Below are 22494 nucleotides of genomic sequence, written 5' to 3' on the forward strand. Positions count from 1 at the left end.
CTCTGAGGTTTACATATCATAAATTTTACGGGATTATCCGCCCTGACCACCGCCTTGTCCTGTTGTCTGGCCACTACCTTGTCCACCACCCATATTGTCATCGTTGGTGATACCGCGCTGGGTTTTCTTTATCTGCGCTTTCATTTCACCTAAACGCAAAGAGAACGATATTCCGAAACGGCGCATACGATTATTGAAAACAGTTTCAGAATAGAATATGTCTGTTGTATTTTTATTTCTGAACTCACGATCTTTAGTCAACGGATTGTCTACATAAGCTCTTACAGTCACTCCTTTCAGATGCTCATGCTTGATTTTAAATTCTTTGCTTAGAGAGAGCCCGTAAAAATAGAAAGATGGGCTTTTTCCCTGCAAGCTGATACGCGGGCTAAAGAAACCGCTATTCAGGTTGAACTGAAAATCTTTAGGCATCGAATATTATAATCCGGCAAATATATTACCGTTAAACCCATCGTTTGACAGATTACGGTCATTATTGGTCTTGATACTTGTATAACGCCCCGACATATTGGTATACAGGCGAATCTTGGTAACATCGAATTTGATCTTTTTCATCAGCTCAGCAAAACCACTGTTGCCACCCGGCGTCCAGTTCAGATAAACGGACAGTCCGGCGTTCCTCCGCTTCCCGATATTATCGTATGTGGTAAGGCTGATCCCTTCATCAGTTATTGATGTAATCTCTTCGATGCCATTGTTTTCGAAATCGTAAGACAAGTTCAGATTCAGATTTAGTTTAGGACTGAAATATCCGTAATTGGAGCTTATCGAATGAGTCTTTACTGCATCCAGTTCGGGGTTACCTACCTGTTGATAGTTGGCGTCAGAGGTATTATTATACGGATTGAGCTGCCAGATACCCGGACGCGATATACGCATATTGTATCCCAGACGTATACTGTGCTGCATCTGTGGCTGATAGGTAAATGTAACGGAAGGGACAACATTGGAATAATCGACCTTGAAATTCTGCTCATCATTGATCGGGAACTTCGCATCGAGCCATGTAGACTCGTATCGTAGTCCGGCTTTCATTCCCCATTTATCGAGCTTTCCGCTATATCCTCCGTATGCAGCTAGTATATCCTGACGATGCTTAAAGCGATCGTTATCCGATTCGTCAGGTGTCCAGTTCCCATCTGCGCCAAAGATATCTTTCCCACTATGACTCTGGTTGATACGGATTATGTATTTAGCTCCGGCTTCGAGCGTATGAGTGAAGAATTTCTTATCACTGACTTCTATCTTGCCAAGTGGCGTTACATAATCTACCTGAAAAGTATGCTCTTTCATATCAGCATTGGTATATTGCGTATTGGTAACAGCGTCTTCGGGCAAAGTACCTGTGGCATTCAGTACATCTGTATTCGATTTGGAATCGTCCGGATTGAGGCTTAAACGGTACGAAGCTGTCAGCAACCTGTCCTTCACGCTGAATGTACGTTGGTAGTCGGCATTCAGGTCTGTACCGCCATAGGTGCTTTTTGTATTTCCAAACTGATCGTAACTGTATCGGCTATTTCTGTCGGCATCAAGCATTTCATTGAATCGCTCTATTGTTGACTTTCCGGTGCCATAGTAGCGGTTGAAGCCTACATTAATCAGATTGAGTGTATCTATTTCATAACTCAACTCTCCCGAACCATACTGCCCGTTTCCGTTATTCTTATTAAATCCGTTTTGATACAGATATTTACTCTCTGAGGCAATAGGCATATCACTGATATTTTCCCTGTAAGAAGAGTATTCTCCCCTAGGGCGTTTCCATTCGTAATAGTTGTATCCTCCTGTAAAGCCGATTTTACCTTATTTCAGCGACAGGTACACACCTCCTCCCAGAGCGCCCATATTGTCGATCCGTCCGTTCACAGTAGCTGTGTATCCACCCATCGAAGAGTCTTTCAGAGTTATTATATTAATAATACCCGCCACACCTTCGGCATCGTACTTAGCTCCCGGATCGGTTATTACTTGTATGTCCTTTATCGTATTGGCAGGCATACTGCGCAGTACATCTTTCGGGTTGCTGCTTATCATGTTCGACGGTTTTCCATTCAGGTATATTTTGAAACTGGAAGAACCTTTCAATTGTATATTTTCGTCTCCGTCGACAGTTATCAGCGGCACTTTTTTCAGCATATCCAGTACATTATTGGTCTTAGCTTCGGGATCATCTTCCATGCTGTAGGTTATTTTATCCAGATCTACTTTTACCAATGGTTTTTGAGCCGTAACTTCAATCTCGCTCAGAGCTTGCGCATTGTCGCTCATTTCTATAATACCCAAGTCCAGTGTTCTGGCTTCCCCTATTTCTATTTCTCTTGTTGTGGTCTTCTTCCCGATATACTCAGACAAAAGAAGATAATTCCCTTTTTTATTCATCGTAAATTGAAACTTACCATTATCATCAGTCGCCAATGCTTTTACCATAGTGGCAGGATTGTCTTTTGACATAATCTTAAGAGTTGCATAAGGGATTGTTTCTTTTGTCAGCGAATCGGTTACCTGTCCTTTTACTGTTACATTTATAATGCTATGCTGGGCAAAGGCAAAAGAAAGGTTGATAGACAAAATGAGTATCAACAAAATACGTTTTCTCATACGATAATACTGAATATATTGTTTTTAATATAAATAGCCGAAATTGGCGAACGCGAAGATATGAATAGAATCATATCACAGATTATCTGCTTATTATTTTTTCGCAACAATTATAGGTTTTCTCACTTTTATTCTATCTTTTTTATCTATTTTAACATTGTAGCTATTGCCAAGTTTCGGGCGAAAGATATTTGACTTCGTCGATTTTCAATTCGTTCCCACATCTGTTAAAAACATCCATTCCGCTTGATTTTTGTTTTATCTTTGCAGCCGGATTCAACAATAGTGTACACTCACAATGGATAAATACAGAAAATGGTATCATTCTAAAGGCTGGGCATTAATACCACTGGCCGTATTCTTTTTATTATATGTACTCACATTTATATTCACAGGCGACCTGTATCAGATGCCTGTATCGGTAGCCTTCATGGCAGCATCTGTTGCTGCCGTACTCTATTCGAAAGGGGGAAAGTTGTCGAACCGCATAACGCAGTTTTGCAGAGGAGCAGCCAACGAAACCATTATGCTGATGGTGGTTATCTTCATTCTGGCTGGCGCATTTGCAGGCACAGCCAAAGCAATGGGTGCGGTAGATGCCACAGTGAATATGATGTTGTACCTGTTACCACAGAAGACCATTCTCGCCAGTGTGTTTATTGCCGCCTGTTTTATATCCATGTCGATGGGAACATCCACAGGCACTATTGCTGCGCTGGCTCCTATAGCTGTGGGTGTTTCGGCACAGGCAGGCATCGACTTGCCACTGATGCTGGGTGTGGTGGTCGGCGGAGCCATGTTTGGCGACAACCTGTCGTTTATATCCGACACTACGATTGTAGCCACACGCACGCAAGGCTGTAATATGCAGGACAAGTTTAAAGTGAATATAAGAATTGTACTTCCGGTAGTCCTCATCGTATTAGGTATATACATATATCAGGGGCTGGAACTGACGGGCGGTACTCCTGTATCGTTCGATCAGGTAGAATGGCTCAAGGTGCTTCCCTATCTGGCTGTACTGATAGCTGCCCTTGCCGGAGTCAACGTTATGGCAGTGCTGGCTCTGGGCATAATTCTGTCGGGAGCAATCGGGCTTTTTACAGGAGGTTTCGGCGTATGGGACTGGACTAAGGCTATGAGCAATGGTATTGTAGTAGACATGGGGGAACTCATTATAGTATCGCTGATGGCAGGCGGAATGTTTGAACTGATACGCTTCAATGGCGGTATTGATTGGCTGATAGAGAAAATGACACGCAATATACGGTCGAAGCGCTCTGCCGAATTTTCGATAGCCGGACTGATCTCCTTTACCAACCTATGTACGGCAAACAATACCATAGCCCTGATAATAAGTGGGCCTATTGCAAAAAACATCAGTGATAAGTTCGATCTCGACAACCGGAAGATAGCTAGTCTGCTCGATACATTTTCCTGCTTTGTGCAGGGGCTTATCCCTTACGGAGCGCAACTACTGATTGCGGCCGGACTGGCAAAGGTCAGCCCGATGGAGATAGTACCTAATCTCTATTATCCGTTTCTGATAGGAATAGCGGCTGTTGCATCTATCGTATTCCGCTACCCGAGAAAGTACGCGTAAGTTCAAAATATTGAGGTATCACTATTCTTTCATATCCAATATAGTTAAATAAGGTTAACGAGTAGGCGTGATAAAACAGATAAGACACTGTAAATAAAGAGTATATCCGTTTCGCGAACTTGTGTGTATAGTACTGTGTATTGCAAGGTACTAATATTAATTTATATATTTGCATTACAAACAACATTGTATAATATAATAGTAGGTTATGAAAAAGGTTATAGAAGTCAGTATAGGAGGTATCAATTTCACAGTGGAAGACGATGCCTATTTCAGATTGAAAGAATATTTGAAACGATTTGAAGAAACGATCCCCGACAAACAGGAAGCTCGTGAAGTTATGGAAGATGTGGAAGCACGCGTTGCCGAAATATTCCAGAAAGAAATGAAGTTTCCCAATCAAGTGGTAGATATGGGACTAGTTCAGGTTGTAATAGACCATCTAGGTGAAATGGAGCCTGCATCGCAGGAACATACTACACAAGGTTCATCATCATTTTATAGTGGAGAAGAATCGGATTACACTAAAGGAGAAAGAAAATTCTACAGAGATGTAGACGAAAAAATGCTTGCCGGAGTATGTAGCGGTATTGCCGCCTATACAGATGTTGATGTTACCATCATACGCATCGTATTCGTGGCACTGGCTTTTGCCTATGGTACTGCCATATTTGCTTACTTCCTGATATGGATTATCGCCCCGAGAGCGGAGAGTGTAGCTCAGAAACTACAGTTGAGAGGCTATGCTCCCACAGCCGAAAACATAAGAAGATACACATCGCAACACAAATAAAAATTTAATGTCATATTTTTTATGCAGCAGATAACGCTTATATAAGCAACCTGATAACGAATCTGAAATTTTATAAAAAATATTACGACTAAAATTAAACAAAATGGAAACAATAAACGTAGATAATATAAAAGCACAAATGCGTAAGGGAATACTCGAATATTGTATTCTCAGCATTTTGTCGAAAGGTGATGCCTATGTGTCAGCCATAATAAACGAACTGAAAGAGTCGGAGATGATTGTTGTAGAGGGCACATTATATCCTTTACTCACCCGCCAGAAGAATCAGGGTGTGCTTAGTTACCGCTGGGAAGAATCCACGCAGGGGCCTCCGCGAAAGTATTATGCCATCACCGATAAAGGACGGGCTGTACTGGACGAACTCGATACTGCATGGCTCGATCTGGTAAGAGTGATTGACAACATTAGAAACAAATAATTTATACGGCGATGAAACCAACAATAAGGGTTAGTATAGGCGGCCTGGCATTCAATGTGGAAGAAGATGCATACCATGTTCTCGACAATTACCTGCAATCCCTCAAGCGGCACTTCTCGGGTAGCCCTGAAGCCGATGAAATCACCGGAGATATAGAAACCCGCCTGAGTGAGTTATTACAGATCAGGATGAACAATAAAGACGGAGTTGTCAGCCTTACCGATGCGCAGGAAATCATAAAGATAATGGGTAATCCGAAGGATTTTGACGATTCCGAACCGGGAACCGTTAACGATGAAAAAAACGGGAGTGATCACAAGCAGAAAGCATACAGTGAGTATACACAGGATCTTTTCAAAAAGAAACTGCTGCGCGATGTAGACAATAAAATTATCGGCGGGGTATGTAGTGGACTGAGCCACTATCTACGCATAGACCCTACTGCCATCCGGCTGACCGTAGCAGGCATCTTCGTTTTTCTCTTCATAGTGGCAAACAGATGGCCTGCCTGCATGACTGTAATATTGATATACATTATCTTATGGATAGTGATGCCGGCCGCAAGAACATTCAAGCAGAGACTGGAAATGACCGGCTCCGATCCCTCGATAGAAAACATAGAAGACCGTACCCAACCCATCGCATCGCGAAAATACAGAGGTAGTGCCATAAGCACTATTCTGGATGTATTCATCAATATCATTGCCGGAATAGTAGCTGCCGTAGCTCTCATTTACCTGATTGCTACTATCGTTATTCTGGTGTGGCTGTATATGGATACAGATATCTTAGCGTCTGCAAACTATCTGGTACTGATGGGGTATAATACATGGAATTTCAAAATAGCTGTCATACTGGCTATCATATTACCGGCAGGAGCCTTGTTTGATCTTATGGTAAAAATTATACGTCGTTCGGCATTTACGACTCAAACCCTGATAAGTTTCATTATAGGTCTGGTAATCTGGATTGTATCTCTGTCTTATCTGGGGAATACAGGTGCACAGTTTGCATACTCTCATCAGAATTCTGGTGAAGCAACGGAACAACTTACTATAAGTATGCCATCGGACACACTATATGTAAAACTGGGAGAAGAATATCTGGATGCTACTCCGCAGCCGAACAATACAGCAATGTTTTACAAGGGCAATAAGCTCCGCAACAGGCAGATATGCATATTACCGACTGTAATAGTGAAAGAAGATACTACATCAACTGATTATAAAGTGGAGATACGGAAAAAGGACTTTGGCGAAAACGAAATAGCAGCCAAAAGAAAAGCAGAAGCCCTGCACATGGATTATGCCATAACCGATTCTGTATTGACAATCAATCCTAAATGGTACGACAACCATACTAAATGGAATGCCGAAACATTCGAAGCAGTGATCACACGCCCTAAAAACAAAACAGTGGTTTTGGGCACACTATTAAAAGACTCTTATCATATAAACGCCATAAGAATAAACGGTTATGATTTCTATAGTTATCACAGTGATTTTGATTTTAATTGAGTTGGTCTTGCTGTATTGTGCATAAATAAAGGTTTTTAGTATCGATAATGATAAAGTTATTACTGTAGTCAGAAATTCGGGTGGGGTATTTAACATATTTTCACTCGAATTTTTATAAAAAAATGCAATAATACACCGTATATCTCGTTATAATTATGTAATTTTGTGAAATAACCTTAATTTGAAGGTTGTAAATATGAAATATCTGATATACATACTTTTACCACTTATGGTTTTTGCGTTGACTTTTACATCCTGTGATAAGGACGACAGTTCATATAGCAAAGGTGTAGAAGGGCATTGGGTGCACATTTCCACCAAAGCCGAAGTGTATGTCAACGATCCTGCCATAAGACAAAAAGTAGAAGACTACATTGTCAACAGAAATACCAAGTTTGTTGTCAGCTACGAATTCAAGAACGATAAGACTTATTACTATTATCAGGATTATTCCGATCCGATAAAAGGCATATACAAGGTTATGGATAAGAATATGTTCTCGATGGACGATTCCAGAGGCATGAGAACAGTTGTAAAAGAAGATTCCATTATCTATATCGTTACCGACATGAAGAGTGAAATAGCAGAGGAACTGAATATCGACGAAAAGATACTTGTAAAAGTGAATGCAATAGATACATTCGAGCGGGGACTGTTCACAGAATAAAAAAGCATAACATTTATTTAACTGAAATAAAAAACCGGAAAGTATTTTACTATCCGGTTTTTCTTTTCACTATCCGTTTGTTTTAGAACTCCATAGGCACATCTATCAGTAATATGCGGGCATTATCCGATTCGGCGGTTATTTTTACATCGCTTACATCCCAGATACCCAAAGCATCCCTGTGGTGCAATTTCTGGTCGCCGATGGAGAATTCACCTTCTACTACCATCGCAAATACGCCATTGCCGGCTTTCTTTACTTTGTAGTCTATCACTTTCCCTTTATCGAAAGTTCCCATACTGAACCATGCACTCTGATGTATCCACAATCCTGTGTTATCGGCATCGTTTTTCGGGCCTACAATCTGTATCAGCGCATTCTTATTATCTATAAAGTCGAATGCCCTTTGGTCATAACGGGGCGTCACGTTTTTTGTATCGGGAAACACCCATATCTGGAAAAAGCTGACAGGCTTGTATTCATTCGAGTTATACTCGCTGTGTGTAATACCTGTTCCGGCACTCATTACCTGTATCTCTCCTGCTTTTATGACTTCGGTATGTCCCATACTGTCTTTATGTTCCAAATCGCCATATAACGGTATAGATACTATTTCTATATTGTCATGCGGATGGGTACCAAAACCTTCTCCTCCTGCTACTATGTCATCGTTCACTACACGAAGCGCACCGAAATTAATACGCTCAGGATTATAATAATTAGCAAAACTGAAAGTATGATGAGTATTTAACCAGCCATGATTGGCATGTCCTCTTGAAGATGCACGGTACAATGTTGTTTTCATAATTATGTTCCTTTCTTTTTATTATAATTTTATTTATCTGAAAACTCTTATTTTGAATAGCATTCTATTATTATAGTACAAAGGTAACGCCATTAAATGTATTTACAAAATAATAAAAATAATACATATGTATAAATATATTAATACATTGTAATGTGATAAAAATAGATCAAATATGGGTACCCGATAAGATTATAATAGATATATAACAACTATTGTAGAAATTTGATTCCCAGATCAAAACTTTTCGGATATTATTCTTCCATTTCATAATGATTTAGTAACTTTACGAATGGAGTAATTAATTAATACGGGAAGTCATGAAAAAACTACTCTTCATATCATTACTGGCAATATCTGCTACAGTATATGGGCAGACAGAAACTCCCAGAGATACTTTTCCGCCCTTCAAGAAAGAGCCTTTACGGCTGAATGAGAAACTCGATAATTATCTGGATTTCGGCACACAAAACAACAACGAGCGTCCGGCGTCCAATGCTGCTTTGTATGAGCCATTCCAGAAGGAAGTTCCCAAGTCTATCGAACTGAATATGCCGCCATTGGATATTTACACAGGCCCGCCACTGGAAAGCAATACATTTACACGTTATCCTTTTGCCAACGACTACTCGTTCTTTTCGGGGCATGCCATATCTGACAATGCTTGGCTTAGCTCTGCTTCGATACAGAATACCTACCCTACACTGGGAGCTGTGAGGACGGTTAACATGAATTTCAATTATCAGCCGCTGGATTGGCTGGCTGTTTCGGCAGGCCCATACGGTTCGAAGTATAATCTGGGTATGCAATCCTTTAATGATGTAGGTGTGAATGGTGCGGTGAAATTTATCCTGCACGACCGAATCCGGCTAAACGCTTACGGACAATATTCTGTAAACCAAAAGAGTAACGGAGTACAAGGCCCGATGATGGGGATGTTTCCCCAGACATATTACGGAGGGACGATCGAAGTAAAAATAACCGAGAAATTCGGAGTAGAGGGCGGAATAATCCGCGAACTAAACCCATTCAATGGTAAATGGGTGAACAGGCCTTACTTTGCTCCGGTGTTTTATACCAAATGATATAAATATTTTTTATCTGTAATAGCTATATTTATTTATGGAAATATGGCTATTATTGCATCTATATGCATAATACTGATTTTTCTTTGCGGTTTATTTATAAGAGCCTGTTTAAATTTTATTCGTTTAGGTTTTCAGCACTATTTTTGGAATGATTTTTTCTTATCTGAAGCGCGAATAGCGGGCTATTCAAGCTGAAGAAAGGGGAAAATCGGACAAAAAGAGACTGAAAATGAACGAAAAAAGAACGATAACAAAATGTTTTGGTAAAATTTAAACAGGCTCTAAGAAAAAGAAAGAATAAAGAGAAGAACAAAATGATAAAGAAACTTTCACTTATTACATTTATAACATTCATCCTTTCGGCTTGCGGAAGCCCGACACAACTATTGGTGAGAAACGATACTACATACAATGTAGATGTGTATCTTACTGCTTATACAAAACGTTTTGGAAGCAAATACACTGTGATGCCGACCAAAAGGCTTATAGTAGGAGAGTATAAGAATAATGCTAATGAGTTTGTGACAACGCCTTATATGTTTATCCGGCAACGCGAAATAGTAAGTGACAGCACAATATATGCAGGCAGCGAAAGTCTGAGCAAACTATCTATATATGAGCAGGATACGCTTAGAGTAGACAATGCCTTTGTCGACAGTATTTTTGACCATATCAAAACCATACACCCAAAGAAAAAACCGAAAGAAATAATCTGGGAGTTTCAGGATTCCCTGTTTCAATCCGGTATAGTAAAACATACCCGAGGACTGCGCCTGACATCAGGACGTATTATACAGCAACAACCTTTTACGGATTAACACACTCGGAAGAAATATAAAACTATAGATATGAAAAAGATTTACATTTTCCTGCTGCTTTTCGTCATTTCGTTGGCAACCGTAGCACAGGAAATCAACTTTTATAAGCGGCTGTCGGATGCAGCACTGGAACTGACAAAAGACAAAGTGACATATGATCCTCGCTACTACTCCATACCATATCCTAACGGGGATGTAGCACCTAATATCGGGGTTTGTACAGATGTGATTATCAGAGCATATCGAAAACTGGGGATCGACCTGCAAAAGAAGATACACGAGGATATGAAATCTAATTTCAGTAAATATCCTAAACTATTCAATGCAAAGGGTACGGACAAAAATATAGATCACCGCAGAGTACCCAATCAGGCTACATTCTTTTCACGCTTCGGCACAGTAAAGAAAATATCTGACAAAGGTGAAGATTATCTGCCGGGTGATATTGTTACATGGGATCTCGGGAACGGTATCAGGCATGTAGGCATAGTGACAGACAGAATGTCAACAGATAAAAAACGACCACTTATAGTGCACAATATAGGAAGTGGTCAGGTGTAAAAAATGGGACTCGATCTTACAGACACTCAAAATAAGTTTCAGCTAATCTGACAACATTTTTCTCTTTCAAACGCCCTCTAAGGGCTTTTGGGGAGGGGATTTGAAAGAAAAAAATGTATTTTGAGGTTGAATTTCATCTGACAGTAGAAATTGTATGATCGAGTATCAACTTTAGCAGGTCAGGTCTTGGAAGATTGCCTCTTCAGTTTTAAAATAACAGGGCACTACTGCTATAAATAAAGATATTTATCAATCAGCTTTATTTTTCTTGATCAGAGGTTTTATTTTCTTTATGGCATCGCGGGCTATTTCATTCGCTTCGGCTTCGTTATGAGGGTCTAGAGCTATTACTTTTTTGTAATCTCCTACAGCTTTTTCGTACTCCTTGTTCAGTTCGTGTATTCCTGCCCTTTTAAGGAAAGGGGTTATACTTGTAGAATCCAGTGATATAGCTTTACTGTAATCAGTTAATGCTTTGTCCAGCAAGTCTTGCTTGATATATGCCTCTGCCCTGTTACGATACGCATTAATGTTTGCCGTATCTTTACTGATCGCTTTACTGTAATCGTCTACCGCTTTATCATAAGCTTCCTTTGCCAGATATATATTTCCCCGGTTGTTATATACATCGGCTATATATGCAGGATTACCTTTAATTGCCCGGTTATAATCGGCGAGGGCTTCATCATACTTCTTACTCTTTTCGTAGATTATCCCCCTGTTGTAATAAGCATCAGTATGATCGGGATTCAGCGATAAGGCTCTGTTATAGTCTTTCACAGCCAGGCTGTCTCTTTTCAGTTTCTGATAAATGCATCCTCTGCTGTAATATCCGCGCGACGAAGAAGAGTCTATATTGATAATCATATTTGTATAAACTATCGCTTTAGGATACTCTTTCATCTGAAGGTATTCGTTGCTGATATATGCATTGCCATCCATCAGTAACATATTCTTCTTTCGGGGGGTTATCAATGCTTTATCTTCATTTATATTTGCTATAATCGTTTCAAAAGCCTTAATCCGCTCTTTATGTGTATCGAGGCTGTCTTTAACACGTCCCAACTGATATCTGAAAATAGCGATATGTTTATCCTGATTGATTTCTTTATCGAATAATCCGCATGATGACACAGAAATGGCCATCAACAGCATGGCTATATAGTATCTTTTTATATACAGCACTCGCAATATAAGAGTAGTTTTTACCATACGTAGAGGATATGAGTTAAAAAACCTGTAATGGATGTTCCCCGCAAAGATACAAAAAAAACACAAAAATGAGATGTTTATCATTTGTCTTGATCATAACGAAATATTGTGACAGCGATATTAATAAAAAAACGCCAGTCCTCGCGGATCAGCGTTTCTTTGCGTCGTAGTGTATTGTTTAAATAAAAGTAGTGATAGAATCAATCAAAAGATGTAACCTCTATCTATTATAGAAAACGGAAGAAATGTATCTGTGTTACACCTTATTCCTGATTTTTTTCTAAAAAATCATTAAAAAGAAAACCTATCGGTTGATAGGTTTATATCTGAATCAAAATGAATATTCTTTCAGTCGGATATCAATGCTTTATAGTTATCATTTAGTCTTTTCACTTTACTCTTTACTGTCACTGCATCGTGGCAATATATCAATGTATATCTGTTACTTACAGCTTCGGACAAGAAGCGTTCTTTCTCGTTAGCCGATGTCAGGGCAGCTATATCGTATGCCGATATCCACTCCAACGGGATGTGTGCCGATGTAGGAATAAGGTCTCCCGGAAAAGTGCAAATACCATCACCGGTATCTATATATGCAACTATCTGTCCTGCCGTATGTCCGTCGAAAAGCCGCATTTCAAAGCCATCGCATAATTTCATATCGGCATCTATAAAAGATAGCTGTCCTGCATTATATACAGGGTAGATATTATCAGAGAAAACGGAATCGATCTCTAAAACATTCGGATTCAAAAGATTATCCCACTGACGGCTACTAAGCCAATATCTGGCATTCGGGAATGAAGGTATCATTATACCTCCTTCATCCTTGCACGTAGCATATCCGCAATGGTCGAAATGCAAATGAGTGAGTACAACATCGGTTATATCCTCAGCGCTATATCCGAAATCACGTATAGCATCTCCTATATTTACCAGATCGTAAGGACGATAGTAAGAAACTCTATCGAGGTGCTTATCGCCCATTCCGGTATCTATCAGTATTTTACGTTCGTCTGATATAGCCAGTACACAACGCATTACCAACGGACAAAGGTTTTCAGCATCGGATGGGTATTTCCGTTGCCATGCACGTTTTGGGATAGCGCCGAACATTGCGCCCCCGTCTGCCATTATATATCCGCTGTCGATAATCTTTATTTCAAACATGATGCTAATATACTAAAAAAGAAGAGACGGTTGTCTCAACCATCTCTTCTCGGACCTTAACACTAATATAAAACTAACATATACTATGATAAAACAGGTACAAAATCAACTAAACAATCTATCTAACACACTATGAAAAAAGTAAGATATACCTGTTTATCTATAGAACATTGTTTACTCTGTCTTTGTTCAGTTGTATGGTTATATATTTTATCTATTTTCGAATAAACATCATCAATATTTATGCGGAGTATAGCAAGTGCATAAAGAATGAAAAAATTATCAATAGAGAAAGCGTTTTTAGAGAAACTATAGATTTAACTAATTTGAGATTTAATAAAAGAAAGAGTGAAAAATAGCCAAATGTGTAAAGTTTTTTATTAATAATGCGAATTTCAGTAGTTGATGTTATATTAAATAATCGTTCAATTTCTTTCTACGCGCAATCACAGATTGCTTGTATTCCTTTTGCCCAAAGCCGCAAAAGGAATCAAAAGTCTTTAGCGCCACGCTTCATAGGACGACCCGTTATAGGGCTCAAAGGCTAAACAAAAAAACTCGCTCATGGCTTTTGCATTATACGAACCGACAACTAAGCTCAAACACGTTTTTGTTTTACGCCTTTCTCTCCCTACGGGTGCCCCGTCCATAAAGCTAACGGCGCGGGCTGACGCTCGAATGAGTGACGATTACCCTGCCTTGTCGGCGCGTCGCGACTCTGTGCATTTGCTCCGCAAGCGGGTACCTGTCCGGTGCAGGCGGCGTAGAAGGGGATGGGGCGATAGCTAGTTTGTCCCCTTCAGCCGTCAAACCGTTGACAGGTCGCTGAGGAGCGAAGCACTAGACTTTTGTTTACTTTTGGGCGATGCAAAAGTAAAAAGAAGCACAGGAGTGCGCGTTAGTCATGAGCTAAATCTATTAACTCCAGACTAAGATTGAGATTATACAAATTGAACAATTAATTCCGACTACAGATTCGTATTAATATATAATGTGTAAGGTTTTAGTTAAAATTATTTCACGCAAAGACGCGAAGACGCAAAAAAAAAATATTTGAAGAAGTGTTACCTTTACATACACTTCGCTCCTGTAATTGATAATTGTCAAGTTTTTGATCACTATTGACTGATAACTGTTGACTGGCAGAAGTGTCACCTTTGTCAGGTTTTAGTTAAAAAGTGAGAGGTATATAATCTACACCCGTTAATCTGAAAATGAGCTAATGATTGTTAGCCCCTACAGAAAGAATAATAACAGCAAACTTTGTCACCTTTTAATTGTTTATAGTTAAAATTGATTTTTTTTGGAATGACAAAGAACGGATTTATGATAGTTATATCACAATTTTACTGTGATTTACAGAAAGTCAGAAAAAGATGTGTTTTGTGAAATAAATCTTGCTTTAATCTGTTTTTTATCGAAAAAAGAATCTTTTTGTATATCTTTGACCTCAAAAATAAATTTATGTGTGGAATAGTCGGATACATTGGGTTTCGTGAAGCTTACCCCATTTTAATAAAAGGTTTACACAGATTGGAATACAGAGGGTACGACAGTGCCGGAGTAGCCATAATCAACGAAGAAGACAAACTCTCAGTTTACAAAGCAAAAGGACGGGTACAAGACCTCGAAGAATATGCCCGCGACAAAGACATCTCAGGAACAATAGGAATAGCGCATACACGCTGGGCTACACATGGTGAGCCGAGCAATGCAAATGCACACCCTCACTATTCGCAATCGGAATCGCTGGCTCTGATACACAACGGTATCATCGAAAATTATTCGGTACTGAAAGCTCAACTGGAGAATAACGGATATAAATTTCAAAGTAGTACCGACACCGAAGTATTGGTACAACTGATAGAATATATAAAACAAATCAATGACTGTGATCTTTTTACCGCTGTGCAAATAGCCCTCAATCAGGTAGTAGGTGCTTATGCTATAGCCGTTATAGAAAAAGGCCATCCCGATCAGATTATAGCTGCCCGTAAGAGTAGTCCGTTGGTAATCGGTATCGGCGAAGGCGAATTCTTTATTGGTTCGGATGCGTCACCTATTATAGAATATACCAACAAGGTTATCTATCTGGACGATGAAGAAATAGCTGTAATCAAGCGTGACGAAGAACCTAAGGTGGTTACCATATCCAATGTGGAGAAAACACCGGAAGTAAAAGAACTCGAGATGAATCTCAGCCAACTGGAGCGTGGTGGCTATCCACACTTTATGCTGAAAGAAATATTCGAGCAGCCCGAAACATTGCAAAGCTGTATGAGCGGGCGTATCAATGTGGAAGGAACGAATGTAACTCTGTCGGGCATCATCGACCATAAAGATAAATTTATAAAAGCACGCCGCATCATCATCATTGCCTGTGGTACATCGTGGCATGCCGGACTGATAGGAGAATACCTTTTCGAAGAATTTTGCCGCATACCGGTAGAGGTAGAATATGCATCGGAATTCCGGTACAGAAATCCGGTGATACAGTCCGACGATATTGTAATTGCCATATCTCAATCGGGCGAAACTGCCGATTCGCTAGCAGCCATAGAGCTGGCACGCAGAGCCGGAGCATTTGTCTATGGAGTATGTAATGTGGTGGGTTCATCTATTCCGCGCAATACCGATTCGGGATCTTACACCCATTGTGGTCACGAAATAGGGGTTGCTTCTACCAAAGCATTTACGGCTCAGGTCACTGTCCTTACCATGATGGCTTTGGCTATCGGAAAAGAAAAAGGTACAATAGCAGAAGATCGTTATCTGCGAGTGATAAAGGAGCTTCAGGAGATACCTGCCAAAATAGAAAAAGCCCTGTTGCTGAACGATAAGGTCAAAGAGCTTTCGCTGATATTTACCTATGCCCAGAATTTTATCTATCTGGGACGCGGGTACAATTATCCGATAGCATTGGAAGGTGCGCTCAAGCTGAAAGAAATATCATACATCCACGCCGAAGGATATCCTGCCGCCGAAATGAAGCATGGCCCTATTGCCCTTATCGACAATGAAATGCCGGTAGTTACTATTGCTACACATAGTGCAATATACGAAAAGGTAGTGAGTAACATACAGGAGATAAAAGCGCGTAAGGGAAGAGTGATAGCCATTATAAACGAGGGTGATGAAACCATGAAAGCATTGGCAGACCACTATATCGAGATTCCGGCTACGGTAGAGTGCCTCGATCCGTTGTTGACTTCGATACCGTTGCAGCTACTCGCTTATCATATTGCTGTGAACAAGAACAGAGACGTGGATATGCCGCGTAATCTGGCAAAATCGGTGACTGTGGAATAATTGTCATAATAATTGAGTAAGAATATTATCTTAACAGGTTTAAGACCTTTTCTTTCTGTAAAATATTCTTATATTTGCAAAAACTTTACAATTAAATGAATTATTATGAAAATTAAGATCTTCCTTTTCACCCTTACCTGCTTATTTATGTTCGCACTGAACATGGATGCGCAAATATCTCTGGCAGCCGGAACTAAAATAACATTGGCTGACGATACGAAGAAAAATGTAGAAGAAATAAAGGCCGGAGATAAGATTCTGGTATTTAATGTTAAGGAAAAAGTATATGAAGAAAAGGCTGTAAAGGGAACAAGTAAAGTGATGCTGAGCCGTCTTGTACGTATTACATTAGAGACTGGTATGCAGGTGGTAATGTCGCTTGACAATCCGTTCTTTGCCGAAAAAGGATGGGTATCTATAAGCCCCGAGCAAACGATGGACGATAAGCAGTTCAAAAATATACAGCACATTAATATAGGTGAATTTACACTGTTTTACAATGTAAGTAGTACCGACTATGTGGAGGTGACTACAATACAAGGTATTCTGGAGCCAACGATGACTTATACGCTTCAGTTGGACGGAGACGGCGGCGCAGTTGTCGCTAACGGCTTCCTTGTAGGGCATAAATGATAAAATGAAGATAGACAAGAACGACATACAAGAACGTATAAAAGGAACTTTGATAGAGACGTTGAACATCACATTCATAGAATCGGATGATCAAACGTCTCTTGAAGCTACTATGCCTGTGGTAAAAGGTCTTTCGCAGACTATGGGCGTATTACACGGGGGAGCTACTATTTCCCTAGCCGAATCTATTGCCGGAGTAGGATCTAACACTCTATGTTCGGGTGACGAGCAATGTTTCGGTATGCAAATCAGCGCAAGCCATATATCGCTGGCAAAAGTAGGCGATGTGGTAAGAGCAAAGGGTATCATTCAACATAAAGGACGTTCTACGCATGTGTGGAACATCGACGTCTTTTCAGAGTCGACAGGGCATCTTATATCAACTATCCGTATCACCAATGCTGTGGTAAAAAAGGTACTCTACATCAAAAAAGATTAAGAACCTGTATTTTTTACGATCATATTTATCTATATGTAAAGGCTGTTTAAATTAAAAACAGACTTACCGAATTAAACCTTTTAATACTATTGCTGTTCTAATATGGAAAGATATTAGTCAGTAAAAAAACAGTAGAGATGAAAAAAATATTAGTTATCATATTCTTTACCACGTTGCTTTTCACAGCATGCGGTACCATGAGGGTAGCAGATGTATATAACCTGTCGCCCGGAATGACACAAAATGATGTAAACCGTATAATGGGTACTCCGTTGCGTATCTTGTCATCCAGCTATACACAGGAAGGTCGTATAGAGGTCTATGAGTACCACACTTATCAGAACGATGCTTATGCTGTCGAGTTTCTGAACGGCAGAATGTCGCGTTACGATTTCATGTACGAAGATGTTCCGGTAATCTCTCCTTCACCCGTATATCCTGTAAGGCCGACACATCCTGCACGTCCCAATCAACCTGTAAGACCTACACAGCCATCGAGACCGGGTAATAATACCCGTCCTGATAATTCGGGTAGCCGTCCGGACAATACGGGAACTACCCGTCCAAGTACAAGGCCTTCGAGTGAAACTCAGGGAAGCTCGTCACGACCAACTTATAAAGAGCCAACTCGTCCGGTTAACTCTTCGGGTAGCAACACCCGCACAAGAACTACTACAGAATCAACAGAGGAGACAAAGAAAGAACCGGAAAGAAAATAAAAAATCCAACGATCTCAGTATAACAGAGGTCGCTGGATTTGCCAGCAGAGAGTAAGATAAAACGGATCGCCAAATTCAGATTATTTTACTCTCTTTTAATATATAAGTTATAATTACGACATAGTCATTAGTATATCCAGTACTTTATATATTATGGCAACAATACATATTAAAACAATTACTATCATGGCTGTAAAGATTTTATTTGCATACTTTTTCATATTATATGATTTATTTGTTGGCTTTGTAAATTCGTCTTTATTTAAGTATTAGTAGAGGAAACGTTCGTTGTCCATTATTCGCCCGATTGTTTGTACCTCTCTACTACTTCGTCTATACTGATTCCAAGTAGCTTCATCGTATTGAACGTTTCCGGAAGTGTTTCTTCAAAGAAATCTTTCTTCTGCAGATTCAGAATGAGCTTTCTGGCCCCTTCGGCAACAAAATACCCCATACCTCTTTTCGAGTAGATAACATTCTCTGCTTGCATGTATTCAAAGGCACGCATAGCTGTATTGGGGTTGACCTGCAACATGGAGCCTAATTCTCTAACCGATGGTATCCGGTCTTCTTCGGGCCATTCCTGTATCAGCATCTTCTGAAAACAGAAGTCTACGATTTGCAGGTATATTGGTTTATTCGATTTAAAATCCATATTATATTTCAGTTTCTTTTAGTTTAAAATAGCATACAATCCACATCCCGAATGGGAAAATGATGTCTATAATAGTATTGCATGCGGAAATAAAAGGACTCTCTGTTATTGCACTTGGTTTTGACGAGCCGAAACTATATCCTATATGAAAAGCCTGATTGTTTCCCATGTTTGCATTGAAGGAGGCTTCTTCGCCTGAGAAGAAAAAAGTCCCGATAATTACAGCTATAATCATCATTACAATACTTATCAGTATAAGTACAAGAGATGTTTTAACAAAGGCATATTTATTGAAGTAGAAATAGCCTATCATAAACATGGATTGCAATGCGAAAAGCTTGAGCCATGAAGTCGGTCTTAAGATATTGTCAGATAGTGACATAAATTCGGCATGCTTGTTGAGAGCCTCTACAGGGATTATACCGGTTATCAGGTTCAGTATAAGTATTGTCAGGACTATTAGTCCCGGAATAATTATGACATACTTCAACCAGAAGCTAAAGAAGTTCTCGAATGTAGATACCGGTATGGTGAAGTCGAAAATACTCGTATTTTTGGCTATTGTTTTTTCAAAGAAGCATGGGCCTCCTATGATGATTATGCTGGCCACCACGTATATGAAGTCATGGAAACTACTGTCGACCAATATATACATCAGCATGGAGATGAGATATAATCCGGCCAGTGATCCTGTAATGTATATGTATTGCATGCGCGAAAGGAAAATATTGCGCATTTCGAGCTTCTGAAAACGGTCTATATTGAATATTGCATTCATTGTTATTACAAGTTAGAGTTGAATAATTCTTTTATCTTTTGCCTGTTGTTAACTACTGTATTGAACAGAGCTTCTATATTCAGGATACTTTCTTCTCCATACTCGTTCGGAGAAACGGAAAAATATCCCTGCATTGTCTGTTCACAATACAGCGTATCCTCCGGTTGATGCGAAGTGTAAGAGAACAGTAGCTTTTTCGTAATTTCTTCTACCGAGTTGTTCAACAATACCTGATTGCGGTCGAGAATAATAATAGGGTCGATAAGATTTTCCAGATCGCGCACCTGATGCGTCGATATGATTATACACCTTTCATCGTCGAAAACCGAAGCTATTATCTTTCTGAACTGTGATTTAGAAGGGATATCCAATCCATTAGTAGGTTCGTCAAGCAATGTGATAGGCGTATTCAGAGCCAGAGCATAAGCTATCATCACTTTCTTCTTTTGTCCATACGACAGTTCGTTCATCTTACGATCCTTATCTACCTGAAAATCGCTCATGTAAGAATTGAATTGCTCTTCGCTGAAGTTGGAGTAGAAAGCCGTATTGTACTTTACAAAATCCTTTATATACAGAGCCGGAGCCGCAAATTCTTCGGGTAGGAAGAAAAGCTGTTTGAGCATATCCGGATTTCTTAATGACGATTCGTATCCAAGTACATTGCAGCTACCAGTCTTCGGAAAGGTCAATCCGCTTATAATATGTAATAAAGTAGTTTTCCCTACGCCATTTTCGCCCAGCAGGCCATATATGCCATTCTGCATCTCGAAAGAAACTTTTTCGAAAACAGGCCTCTTTTTGTAATAGTAAAAACCGAGATCATTTATTTTTATCATAATCAATATCTTTAGTGTATTAGTTTAATAGTACACTGCAAATATAGGTATTTATTTTAATATCCAACAAAAAAGTGAAAAAAATATCGTTTTTTTATTGCTATGTTTTTTCAAGACAGGGAAGTGGTGTTCTTTGTTTCTTCTTTTGTCAGGGTTAGGTCTGAATAACAGTATTTTATCCATGAATATTTAGTTAAAAATATTTGTGAGTTTTGTATGTTAACTATTTTTTTTATATTCGCAATATAACACAAAAGATGGAGATCAGACACCATACACAAACGAGGCGGAACCGAAAAGCCATACGAGTAGGGGACTAACATAAAACTAAATTAAACTTATGGAGTGGTTTATAAAAGTAGTGAAAGAACACTACGCAGATTTTAACGGAAGAGCAAGACGCAAAGAGTTTTGGATGTTTATATTATGTATGTATGCTGCCATCATTGCAATTTATGTTGTAGGTATTATTTTAGGATTTATAGCTGACTTTCTTGGCTTTATTTTTATGGGAATTGCCGGATTGGCTATGTTGGCTTTAATTGTGCCGTTTTTAGCTGTTGGGGTCAGAAGATTGCATGATACGGGTAAACCTACTTGGATGATCGTTCTGAATTTTCTTCCTATTGTAAACTTCTATTTCTTATACCTGATGATTATTGAAGGTGATAAGGGACCAAACGAATTTGGTCCGGATCCTAAAGCCGGAGAGCATTAATTATTAGCAATAAGAATTAATTATAAGGAGCATGGGTCAGTCAGGCCTGTGCTTTTTTCATTTTACTTCAATATTATAAAAGTTAAATACACTTGCATTCCTAATTTTTTGGCTACATTTGTATTGTTGCGGTACATGAGTACAAAGCTGGTAATACAGTGACCGAATATAGACTAATATAAATAGTAATATCCAAATGGAATTATTATATCCACAAGAGCATCTTTCCTGTTACAACTACGAAAAAGGGAAAAGGCCTACAATCGAGAAGTTTGTTTTTCGGAAAGATCAGGAATGGGAAATCTTCCCGATAGACAACAAAGCCATCTTTATGCTTAAAGGTTCTTTGCGGTTCTCTTTCGGTGATATTATCGATGAAGTCATACCATCCGGAAAGATGATGATGCTCCCTGCCGGAAGCCGTTGTTGCGGGAAAGCGGAAGAAGATTGCGACTTCATTATAATCAGATTACATAATACGAAGCAGCTTTGCGACTGCTTCTCGCTGGATGTGCTGCTCCGCGAAGAAAAGGATGACTTTAAGCCCGGATTGTATTATCTGGATATAAACGAGAAAGTCGAACAATATTTGTCGTTCCTCGATTCGTGTATGACGGACGGGCTCAAGTGTACATATTACTTTGAACTGAAAGCCAAAGAATACTATTTCCTACTCAGGGCATATTATACAAAAAGAGACTTGCTGGGCTTCTTCTACCCTCTCCTCAGCAATGATATATCCTTCTCCGATCTTGTACTGAAAAATCATTACAAAGCACGTACAGTGCAGGAGTTAGCCGAACTTACCCATTATAGTCTTTCCGGTTTTCAGAAACGGTTTAAAAAAGTATTTGGAATGTCGGCTTACCACTGGATGCGCGATGAGCGTTCTAAATCGATATATCATCAGATAAATAGTACAGAAAAGTCATTTAAGGAGATTAGCGATGAATATGGTTTTTCTTCACCCTCACATTTCAACGACTTTTGTAAGACCAATTTTGGCTCTACTCCCGGGCGTATCCGCCGCAAGAAAGCTCTAAAAAATCAGAATCTGTAAAAAGGGTATAAATTTGTAAAAAGCGGGCATATATCTGTAATTCCAACCA

Annotated in this window: 21 protein-coding genes and 1 pseudogene; 14 read left to right on the top strand and 8 right to left on the bottom strand. The window is 39.5% G+C overall.

Features of this window, described 5'->3' with window-relative positions:
- Positions 1 to 33 precede the first annotated feature (33 nt).
- Together M2448_RS02980 and M2448_RS02985 are read right to left on the bottom strand one after the other, a co-directional pair.
- Positions 34 to 1737: pseudogene (locus M2448_RS02980) on the bottom strand (outer membrane beta-barrel family protein).
- A 90-nt stretch (positions 1738 to 1827) separates the two neighbouring features.
- Positions 1828 to 2622 carry a carboxypeptidase-like regulatory domain-containing protein gene (locus M2448_RS02985; RefSeq protein WP_280644795.1) on the bottom strand — a complete coding sequence of 265 codons (795 nt, stop codon included), beginning with the start codon at positions 2620 to 2622 and terminating at the stop codon, positions 1828 to 1830.
- 298 nt (positions 2623 to 2920) lie between these two features.
- Between M2448_RS02985 and M2448_RS02990 the strand changes: the two genes are divergently transcribed.
- The 5 genes from M2448_RS02990 to M2448_RS03010 all read left to right on the top strand — a co-directional run bounded on the left by M2448_RS02990 (position 2921) and on the right by M2448_RS03010 (position 7641).
- Entirely contained in the window at positions 2921 to 4225 is a 1305-nt protein-coding gene (locus M2448_RS02990) for a Na+/H+ antiporter NhaC family protein (protein ID WP_280644796.1), read from the top strand.
- A 208-nt stretch (positions 4226 to 4433) separates the two neighbouring features.
- Positions 4434 to 5018, top strand: coding sequence for a PspC domain-containing protein (locus M2448_RS02995; RefSeq protein WP_280644797.1), 585 nt, complete (start codon positions 4434 to 4436; stop codon positions 5016 to 5018).
- A 103-nt stretch (positions 5019 to 5121) separates the two neighbouring features.
- Positions 5122 to 5457, top strand: coding sequence for a PadR family transcriptional regulator (locus M2448_RS03000; RefSeq protein ID WP_280644798.1), 336 nt, complete (start codon positions 5122 to 5124; stop codon positions 5455 to 5457).
- An 11-nt stretch (positions 5458 to 5468) separates the two neighbouring features.
- Entirely contained in the window at positions 5469 to 6974 is a 1506-nt protein-coding gene (locus M2448_RS03005; RefSeq protein WP_280644799.1) for a PspC domain-containing protein, read from the top strand.
- A gap of 196 nt (positions 6975 to 7170) precedes the next feature.
- Positions 7171 to 7641 (top strand): hypothetical protein, encoded by a 471-nt coding sequence (locus M2448_RS03010; RefSeq protein WP_280644800.1) that lies wholly within the window; start codon positions 7171 to 7173, stop codon positions 7639 to 7641.
- An 82-nt stretch (positions 7642 to 7723) separates the two neighbouring features.
- On the opposite strand, the gene M2448_RS03015 is transcribed toward M2448_RS03010, so the two are convergent.
- The gene (locus M2448_RS03015; protein WP_280644801.1) at positions 7724 to 8446 is read right to left on the bottom strand and encodes a pirin family protein; all 723 of its coding nucleotides are present in this window, start codon (positions 8444 to 8446) and stop codon (positions 7724 to 7726) included.
- Between the two features lie 320 nt (positions 8447 to 8766).
- Between M2448_RS03015 and M2448_RS03020 the strand changes: the two genes are divergently transcribed.
- From M2448_RS03020 to M2448_RS03030, 3 genes are all read left to right on the top strand, one after another.
- Complete coding sequence (locus M2448_RS03020) at positions 8767 to 9531, top strand: hypothetical protein (protein WP_280644802.1); 765 nt, start codon at positions 8767 to 8769, stop codon at positions 9529 to 9531.
- Between the two features lie 317 nt (positions 9532 to 9848).
- Positions 9849 to 10352: a hypothetical protein gene (locus tag M2448_RS03025; RefSeq protein WP_280644803.1), complete on the top strand. Its 504-nt coding sequence runs from the start codon at positions 9849 to 9851 to the stop codon at positions 10350 to 10352.
- 30 nt (positions 10353 to 10382) lie between these two features.
- The gene (locus tag M2448_RS03030; protein WP_280644804.1) at positions 10383 to 10913 is read left to right on the top strand and encodes a DUF1287 domain-containing protein; all 531 of its coding nucleotides are present in this window, start codon (positions 10383 to 10385) and stop codon (positions 10911 to 10913) included.
- Between the two features lie 249 nt (positions 10914 to 11162).
- Here the strand turns inward: M2448_RS03030 and M2448_RS03035 are convergent, their stop codons facing one another.
- Together M2448_RS03035 and M2448_RS03040 are read right to left on the bottom strand one after the other, a co-directional pair.
- Positions 11163 to 12125 carry a tetratricopeptide repeat protein gene (locus M2448_RS03035; RefSeq protein WP_280644805.1) on the bottom strand — a complete coding sequence of 321 codons (963 nt, stop codon included), beginning with the start codon at positions 12123 to 12125 and terminating at the stop codon, positions 11163 to 11165.
- 348 nt (positions 12126 to 12473) lie between these two features.
- Positions 12474 to 13295 carry an MBL fold metallo-hydrolase gene (locus M2448_RS03040; RefSeq protein WP_280644806.1) on the bottom strand — a complete coding sequence of 274 codons (822 nt, stop codon included), beginning with the start codon at positions 13293 to 13295 and terminating at the stop codon, positions 12474 to 12476.
- 1464 nt (positions 13296 to 14759) lie between these two features.
- Here M2448_RS03040 and glmS point away from each other — a divergent pair.
- The 4 genes from glmS (at position 14760) to M2448_RS03060 (ending at position 18395) form a co-directional block, all read left to right on the top strand.
- On the top strand, positions 14760 to 16604 hold the full coding sequence (glmS, locus tag M2448_RS03045) for a glutamine--fructose-6-phosphate transaminase (isomerizing) (protein WP_280644807.1): 1845 nt from the start codon (positions 14760 to 14762) through the stop codon (positions 16602 to 16604).
- 105 nt (positions 16605 to 16709) lie between these two features.
- Positions 16710 to 17237: a Hint domain-containing protein gene (locus M2448_RS03050; protein WP_280644808.1), complete on the top strand. Its 528-nt coding sequence runs from the start codon at positions 16710 to 16712 to the stop codon at positions 17235 to 17237.
- A 4-nt stretch (positions 17238 to 17241) separates the two neighbouring features.
- Positions 17242 to 17676, top strand: a complete 435-nt coding sequence (locus M2448_RS03055) for a PaaI family thioesterase (protein ID WP_280644809.1) — start codon at positions 17242 to 17244, stop codon at positions 17674 to 17676.
- 137 nt (positions 17677 to 17813) lie between these two features.
- On the top strand, positions 17814 to 18395 hold the full coding sequence (locus M2448_RS03060) for a hypothetical protein (RefSeq protein WP_280644810.1): 582 nt from the start codon (positions 17814 to 17816) through the stop codon (positions 18393 to 18395).
- 295 nt (positions 18396 to 18690) lie between these two features.
- On the opposite strand, the gene M2448_RS03065 is transcribed toward M2448_RS03060, so the two are convergent.
- From M2448_RS03065 to M2448_RS03075, 3 genes are read right to left on the bottom strand one after another with little or no spacing between them, the layout of a single operon-like run.
- Positions 18691 to 19050: a GntR family transcriptional regulator gene (locus M2448_RS03065; protein WP_280644811.1), complete on the bottom strand. Its 360-nt coding sequence runs from the start codon at positions 19048 to 19050 to the stop codon at positions 18691 to 18693.
- 1 nt (position 19051) lies between these two features.
- Positions 19052 to 19828: a hypothetical protein gene (locus M2448_RS03070; RefSeq protein WP_280644812.1), complete on the bottom strand. Its 777-nt coding sequence runs from the start codon at positions 19826 to 19828 to the stop codon at positions 19052 to 19054.
- 5 nt (positions 19829 to 19833) lie between these two features.
- On the bottom strand, positions 19834 to 20667 hold the full coding sequence (locus M2448_RS03075) for an ABC transporter ATP-binding protein (RefSeq protein WP_280644813.1): 834 nt from the start codon (positions 20665 to 20667) through the stop codon (positions 19834 to 19836).
- A 340-nt stretch (positions 20668 to 21007) separates the two neighbouring features.
- On the opposite strand from M2448_RS03075, the gene M2448_RS03080 reads away from it, so the two are divergent.
- Positions 21008 to 21385, top strand: coding sequence for a DUF805 domain-containing protein (locus tag M2448_RS03080; protein WP_280644814.1), 378 nt, complete (start codon positions 21008 to 21010; stop codon positions 21383 to 21385).
- 196 nt (positions 21386 to 21581) lie between these two features.
- On the top strand, positions 21582 to 22445 hold the full coding sequence (locus M2448_RS03085) for a helix-turn-helix transcriptional regulator (RefSeq protein WP_280644815.1): 864 nt from the start codon (positions 21582 to 21584) through the stop codon (positions 22443 to 22445).
- Positions 22446 to 22494 lie beyond the last annotated feature (49 nt).

It is taken from the genome of Dysgonomonas sp. PF1-14 (assembly GCF_029892965.1).
In the GTDB taxonomy this organism is placed as follows: Bacteria; Bacteroidota; Bacteroidia; order Bacteroidales; family Dysgonomonadaceae; genus Dysgonomonas.

Excerpts from the sequence above, each read along its gene's own strand:
- M2448_RS02985 (WP_280644795.1), bottom strand. The coding sequence starts at position 2,622 with ATGAGAAAACGTATTTTGTTGATACTCATTTTGTCTATCAACCTTTCT.
- M2448_RS02990 (WP_280644796.1), top strand. The coding sequence starts at position 2,921 with ATGGATAAATACAGAAAATGGTATCATTCTAAAGGCTGGGCATTAATA.
- M2448_RS02995 (WP_280644797.1), top strand. The coding sequence starts at position 4,434 with ATGAAAAAGGTTATAGAAGTCAGTATAGGAGGTATCAATTTCACAGTG.
- M2448_RS03000 (WP_280644798.1), top strand. The coding sequence starts at position 5,122 with ATGGAAACAATAAACGTAGATAATATAAAAGCACAAATGCGTAAGGGA.
- M2448_RS03005 (WP_280644799.1), top strand. The coding sequence starts at position 5,469 with ATGAAACCAACAATAAGGGTTAGTATAGGCGGCCTGGCATTCAATGTG.
- M2448_RS03010 (WP_280644800.1), top strand. The coding sequence starts at position 7,171 with ATGAAATATCTGATATACATACTTTTACCACTTATGGTTTTTGCGTTG.
- M2448_RS03015 (WP_280644801.1), bottom strand. The coding sequence starts at position 8,446 with ATGAAAACAACATTGTACCGTGCATCTTCAAGAGGACATGCCAATCAT.
- M2448_RS03020 (WP_280644802.1), top strand. The coding sequence starts at position 8,767 with ATGAAAAAACTACTCTTCATATCATTACTGGCAATATCTGCTACAGTA.
- M2448_RS03025 (WP_280644803.1), top strand. The coding sequence starts at position 9,849 with ATGATAAAGAAACTTTCACTTATTACATTTATAACATTCATCCTTTCG.
- M2448_RS03030 (WP_280644804.1), top strand. The coding sequence starts at position 10,383 with ATGAAAAAGATTTACATTTTCCTGCTGCTTTTCGTCATTTCGTTGGCA.
- M2448_RS03035 (WP_280644805.1), bottom strand. The coding sequence starts at position 12,125 with ATGGTAAAAACTACTCTTATATTGCGAGTGCTGTATATAAAAAGATAC.
- M2448_RS03040 (WP_280644806.1), bottom strand. The coding sequence starts at position 13,295 with ATGTTTGAAATAAAGATTATCGACAGCGGATATATAATGGCAGACGGG.
- glmS (WP_280644807.1), top strand. The coding sequence starts at position 14,760 with ATGTGTGGAATAGTCGGATACATTGGGTTTCGTGAAGCTTACCCCATT.
- M2448_RS03050 (WP_280644808.1), top strand. The coding sequence starts at position 16,710 with ATGAAAATTAAGATCTTCCTTTTCACCCTTACCTGCTTATTTATGTTC.
- M2448_RS03055 (WP_280644809.1), top strand. The coding sequence starts at position 17,242 with ATGAAGATAGACAAGAACGACATACAAGAACGTATAAAAGGAACTTTG.
- M2448_RS03060 (WP_280644810.1), top strand. The coding sequence starts at position 17,814 with ATGAAAAAAATATTAGTTATCATATTCTTTACCACGTTGCTTTTCACA.
- M2448_RS03065 (WP_280644811.1), bottom strand. The coding sequence starts at position 19,050 with ATGGATTTTAAATCGAATAAACCAATATACCTGCAAATCGTAGACTTC.
- M2448_RS03070 (WP_280644812.1), bottom strand. The coding sequence starts at position 19,828 with ATGAATGCAATATTCAATATAGACCGTTTTCAGAAGCTCGAAATGCGC.
- M2448_RS03075 (WP_280644813.1), bottom strand. The coding sequence starts at position 20,667 with ATGATAAAAATAAATGATCTCGGTTTTTACTATTACAAAAAGAGGCCT.
- M2448_RS03080 (WP_280644814.1), top strand. The coding sequence starts at position 21,008 with ATGGAGTGGTTTATAAAAGTAGTGAAAGAACACTACGCAGATTTTAAC.
- M2448_RS03085 (WP_280644815.1), top strand. The coding sequence starts at position 21,582 with ATGGAATTATTATATCCACAAGAGCATCTTTCCTGTTACAACTACGAA.